Source organism: Streptomyces sp. MZ04 (assembly GCF_004684775.1).
Classification (GTDB): Bacteria; Actinomycetota; Actinomycetes; order Streptomycetales; family Streptomycetaceae; genus Streptomyces.
The window spans coordinates 1-5,316 of sequence record NZ_SRIC01000421.1 but is presented as its reverse complement, the minus strand read 5'-3'; the positions used below and the strand labels follow the sequence as shown (position 1 = coordinate 5,316).

General features: G+C 69.4%; 4 protein-coding genes and 1 pseudogene. 4 read left to right on the top strand and 1 reads right to left on the bottom strand.

Going from position 1 to position 5,316, the window contains the following annotated elements; genetic code table 11:
- A pseudogene (locus tag E2651_RS40905) lies at positions 1–272 on the bottom strand (glycogen debranching enzyme GlgX); the annotation flags it as partial.
- A 171-nt stretch (positions 273–443) separates the two neighbouring features.
- On the opposite strand from E2651_RS40905, the gene E2651_RS40900 reads away from it, so the two are divergent.
- From E2651_RS40900 to E2651_RS40885, 4 genes are all read left to right on the top strand, one after another.
- Complete coding sequence (locus E2651_RS40900) at positions 444–1,697, top strand: Ig-like domain-containing protein (protein WP_245239527.1); 1,254 nt, start codon at positions 444–446, stop codon at positions 1,695–1,697.
- Positions 1,698–1,856: 159 nt separating this feature from the next.
- Complete coding sequence (locus E2651_RS40895; RefSeq protein WP_135336343.1) at positions 1,857–3,113, top strand: Ig-like domain-containing protein; 1,257 nt, start codon at positions 1,857–1,859, stop codon at positions 3,111–3,113.
- Between the two features lie 87 nt (positions 3,114–3,200).
- On the top strand, positions 3,201–3,971 hold the full coding sequence (locus E2651_RS40890; RefSeq protein ID WP_135336342.1) for an enoyl-CoA hydratase-related protein: 771 nt from the start codon (positions 3,201–3,203) through the stop codon (positions 3,969–3,971).
- Positions 3,972–4,266: 295 nt separating this feature from the next.
- Complete coding sequence (locus E2651_RS40885; RefSeq protein ID WP_245239526.1) at positions 4,267–4,770, top strand: ATP-binding protein; 504 nt, start codon at positions 4,267–4,269, stop codon at positions 4,768–4,770.
- Positions 4,771–5,316 lie beyond the last annotated feature (546 nt).

Below are 5,316 nucleotides of genomic sequence, written 5' to 3'. Positions count from 1 at the left end.
AGGCACAGCTCCACGGCCTCCGCGCCGCCCGCCCACAGCGCGAAGTTGGTGCCCGCGACGCCGTCGGGCCCCACCCTGAACCGCGCGCCGAGCGGCGTCGGCGCCCCCGGCCACACCGGCGGCCGACGCGCGTCGGCGGCGTCCCGCGCCGAGGCGCGCGCGGTGGGCGCACCCGCCGATGTCCCGTTCACGGCGGCGGGCTGCCCGGTCACGGCCGCGCCCGTCCCGCGCCGCCCACCCCGGAGTGCTTCCTGTTCGGCTGCGCTGGACACCCACTCGCCTCCCGCGGCTCGACCCCCGCCGCGTCCCGGCGGCTGGGGGCGTACCAGACCGGACGACGCGAGCGGACCCAAAGGCTCCCCGCGCCGTCCTCCCCACTGTTCTGCCCACCGGGTGCGTCGCACTCACGTTTCCCCAGGAGGGGGACGGTCGTTGGGACGGACGTGAGACAGGTAGCGAGGCGCGCACGGCGCGCAGGGGCCGCGCTGGCCGCCGTAGTGACATGGGCAGGACTGCTGGCCGGAGCCGCGGGATGCAGCGGTGACGGAGGCGGCATAGACCGCCTCATGGGCAAGCCGCGCTCGCCCGCCGACGCGATCAGGGTGACCCCCGACGACGGCAGCAAAGACGTCAAGGGCGATGAACGGCTCCAGGTGAAGGTCCCCGACGGACGCCTGGAATCGGTGAAGGTCAGCCGGGTGCAGGACGCCCAGGAACTCCCGGTGCCCGGCCGCATCGACGAGGACGGCACCACCTGGAAGCCGCTGGACGAGGGCGACTTGGCGCTCGCCGCGAAGTACTCGGTGCACGCCGTCGCCCTCGACGGCCACGGCCACCGCTCGGCCCGGCACACGACGTTCACGACGTACGTCCCCGACGAGCGGTTCATCGGATACGTGACGCCGGAGAACCGCTCCACCGTCGGCACCGGCATGATCGTCTCCCTGGAGTTCAACCGGGAGATCGAGAACCGCGAGGCCGTCCAGCGCGCCATCCACGTCACCGCGGAGCCGGCCGTCGACGTACGCCCGCACTGGTTCGGCAAGACCCGCGTCGACTTCCGCCCCGAGAAGTACTGGAAGCCCGGCACGAGGGTCACCGTCGGCCTGCGCCTGCGCGACGTCGAGGCCGCCCCCGGCGTCTACGGCCTCCAGGACAAGAGCTTCGGGTTCACCGTCGGCCGCAGCCAGGAGTCCCTGGTCGACGCCGCCGAGCACACCATGGAGGTCCGCCGCGACGGCGAGCTGCTCTCCACGGTGCCGATCACGGCCGGGGCCCCGAAGACGACTACGTACAACGGGAAGATGGTGGTCACCGAGATGCTCGAGGTGACCCGCATGAACAGCCGCACCGTCGGCTTCGGCGGCGAGTACGACATCCCGGACGTGCCGCACGCGATGCGTCTGACCACGTCCGGCACCTTCCTGCACGGCAACTACTGGTCGCCGAACGCCCCTGGCAACACGAATGTCAGCCACGGCTGTGTCGGCCTGCGCGATGTGAAGGGCGGCAGCTCACAGACCCCGGCGGGGTGGTTCTTCGACCGGAGTCTGATCGGTGACGTCGTGGAAGTTGTCAACAGCCATGACAAGAAAGTCGCTCCTGACAACGGGCTCGGTGGCTGGAACATGGAGTGGAAGGACTGGACCGCACCGCCCGGAGCCAAGCCGGAGGCCAAGCCTGAAGCCAGGAGTTGAGGTGGGGCCCGCACCGCATGCGCAGTTGGGACTGAACAGTGACATTGGCGGGGAGTCATCGGTCAGGACCGTGTGGTTATCTAGCGCGGGGCGCGTGTCGGCACGCGCCGATGCACTGGGGTGCGGGCCTGACCAGGCCGTGTGAGGGGAGACAACATCGTGAACGGGCGACCGATATCGGGGACGTCGGTTGGTGCGCGGGGGAGCGCACGGCGGCGGGGGACCAAGGGCCTCTTTGCGGTGGCATCGGGTGTGACACTGCTGTTGGTCACGGCCTGCGGCGGGGGCGGCGGCTCGGACTCGGGCGGCGACGGCAAGGGCAAGTCCGCCGACTCGGCGGCCGACAAGAACGCGCCGTCGACGGCGGTGGTGACCGTGGCCCCGAAGGACGGCGCCGAGTCGGTGGCCACCAGCGGGGCCCTGAAGATAGCCGCCGACAAGGGCAAGCTGTCCCAGGTCGAGGTCGAGGACAGCAAGGGCAATCCGGTGCCCGGCAAGATCACTTCGGGCGGTGCGACGTGGACGCCCGCGCACCACCTGGCGGCCTCCACGAAGTACAAGGTCCACGCGATAGCGAAGGACTCCGGGGGGCGCGAGTCCGCCAAGGACACCTCGTTCACGACGCTGACCCCGAAGAACACCTTCGTCGGCCAGTTCACTCCGGAGGACGGCTCGAAGGTCGGCGTCGGGATGCCGTTCTCGGTCCACTTCAACCGCGGGATCACCGCCCCCGAGGACGTCGAGAAGGCCATCGAGATCAAGACCGAGCCGTCCGTGCCGGTCGAGGGCCACTGGTTCGGCAACGACCGCATCGACTTCCGCCCCGAGAAGTACTGGAAGGCGGGCACGAAGGTCACCGTCAACCTCAACCTCGACGGCGTCGAGGGACGGCCCGGCGTGTACGGCGAGCAGGCCAAGACCCTGAAGTTCACCGTCGGCCGCAGCCAGGTCTCCACCGTCGACGCCAAGTCCCACCAGATGAAGGTCGTCCGGGACGGCAAGCAGATCAAGAAGATCCCGATCACCGCGGGCGCCCCCGGCACGACGACGTACAACGGTCGGATGGTCATCAGCGAGAGGCTCCAGGTCACGCGGATGAACGGCGACACGGTCGGCTTCGGCGGCGAGTACGACATCAAGGACGTCCCGCACGCGATGCGCCTTTCCAACTCGGGCACGTTCATCCACGGCAACTACTGGTCGGGCGGCGCCTTCGGCAACACGAACGCCAGCCACGGCTGTGTCGGCCTGAGCGATGTCCGAGGCGGCTACAGCAAGAAGACGCCCGGGGGCTGGTTCTTCAACAACTCCCTCATCGGGGACGTCGTGGTCGTGAAGAACTCGGCGGACAAGACGATCCAGCCCGAGAACGGCTTCAACGGCTGGAACATGTCCTGGGAGAAGTGGAAGGCCTGACCCGTAGGGGCAACCCCTGCCCCTTAGGGGAAATGCCTCACCCGTACGCATGTCATCGCGAGGCACGGCACGGCTAACGTGCCTCGCATGACATCTGTGCATCTCGAAGTCGCCGAGGGCGTCGGCACGATCCGCCTCGACCGCCCCCCGATGAACGCGCTCGACATCGCCCTGCAGGACCGGCTCAAAGAGCTTGCCGAGGAGGCGACCCGGCGCGACGACGTACGCGCCGTGATCATCTACGGCGGCGAGAAGGTGTTCGCGGCGGGCGCGGACATCAAGGAGATGCAGGACATGGACCACACGGCGATGGTCGTGCGGTCCCGTGCCCTGCAGGACTCGTTCACCGCCGTCGCCCGCATCCCCAAGCCGGTCGTCGCCGCCGTCACCGGCTACGCGCTCGGCGGCGGCTGCGAGCTCGCCCTCTGCGCCGACTTCCGTATCGCCGCCGACAACGCCAAGCTCGGCCAGCCGGAGATCCTGCTCGGCCTGATCCCCGGCGCGGGCGGCACCCAGCGCCTGTCCCGTCTGGTCGGCCCGTCCAAGGCCAAGGACCTGATCTTCACCGGACGCATGGTCAAGGCCGAAGAGGCGCTCACCATCGGCCTGGTGGACCGCGTCGTGCCCGCCGCCGAGGTGTACGAGCAGGCGCACCAGTGGGCCGCGCGGCTCGCGCAGGGCCCCGCGCTCGCGCTGCGCGCCGCCAAGGAGGCCGTGGACGCGGGCCTGGAGACGGACATCGACACCGGGCTCGCGATCGAACGCACGTGGTTCGCGGGTCTGTTCGCCACGGAGGACCGTGAGCGGGGCATGCGCAGCTTCGTCGAGGAGGGTCCCGGCAAGGCGAAGTTCCTCTGAAGCAGCCCGATCCAGGCCTGAAGTGCCCCTGGAATGTGATCAGTTGAGGGCGCGTCAGCACGCTGGTCCCCCGAAGGAGCGGATTATGCGTGCCTTAAGAGAACCTTAAGCCTGACTGTTTCAGGGCTCTTGGTGATCACTCATGAGCGGGCAGTCATCGCAGGTCAGGCGGGCTGTCGCAGGGTCCTAACTGCCACTGGCATATGCCTACCCGGCCCCCCGGAATGGTTGGTTCCGGGGGGCTTATTCCTCAGGAACGGCCCCGGAAGGCGCCCTGGGCGGCCATGATGGGGGCATGGCGGGGCTGGAGGGTATGGGACAGCCGCGGCGGCACGGGAGTGCGACCGCGGCGCGCTGGTCGCCGGCGGTTGAGGACGAACACGCGCTCAAGGCGCTCGAGTTGTTCGGCAATCCGACGGACGCGGAGGTTCCGCTGCCGTCGCGCCCGGAGTCCGCCGCCATCGCGCGCCGGCTCGCGCAAGTCGTGGTGCTCCGCCACTGGGGCCTCTCCCCGAAGCTGACCGAGGACGTCGTCCTGCTCGTCTCCGAACTCGTCGGCAACGCCGTCCGGCACACCGGTGCCCGCGTCTTCGGTCTGAAGATGGTGCGGCGGCGCGGCTGGATAAGGATCGAGGTGCGCGACCCCTCGCGCGGACTGCCCTGTCTGATGCCCGTCCATGAGCTCGACCTCAGCGGCCGCGGCCTCTTCCTCGTCGACAAGCTCTCCGACCGGTGGGGCGTGGACCTGCTGCCGCGCGGCAAGACGACCTGGTTCGAGATGCGGGTCACCGACCGCTGAAGGTGCCTCGCGTGCCCCCGCGTGCACGAAAGCCCCCGGTCGCCGGTGTGCGGCGCTGCGGGGGCCTTCGTGAAGCGCCGTGGACGAATGGGGTGTGGTCCACGGCCGCTGAAACGACCTGAGCCCGGGTCAATGGGTCAATGCGGGTCGTGGCATCGACTATGGCAGACGGGGGCCAGCGATCCAAAAGTCCCCATCCAGGCATACGGGAATAAATTGGGGCACCTCGAAAGTGAATCCTTGGTGAGTTGGGACACCTGCCTGGTAAACGCTGGTTAAGCGCAGGCTGTGACAGGTGTTCCGCAAGAGTCGCCCAGGTGGCCGGAGGGTTCGCGACCCCGACCCGCAGAGGCCCCGAAGCGGGCAATCAGTATCTTTCGCCCGCTTTGCCCATTAAATGGTCGCGTGATCGAGACCGACCGCCGAGGAGCCCTGCGCGCGGGCGCCGCCCTGGCCGTCGCAGGCGCGCTCACCACCGGATGCGCCACGACCGGCACCGCCCCCGCGCGCCACCACCCACACGCATCGCCCGACACACCCCGCGCC

Bases quoted from the DNA above. Each gene is read 5' to 3' on its own strand.
- E2651_RS40890 (WP_135336342.1), top strand. From the start codon at position 3,201: ATGACATCTGTGCATCTCGAAGTCGCCGAGGGCGTCGGCACGATCCGC.
- E2651_RS40885 (WP_245239526.1), top strand. From the start codon at position 4,267: ATGGCGGGGCTGGAGGGTATGGGACAGCCGCGGCGGCACGGGAGTGCG.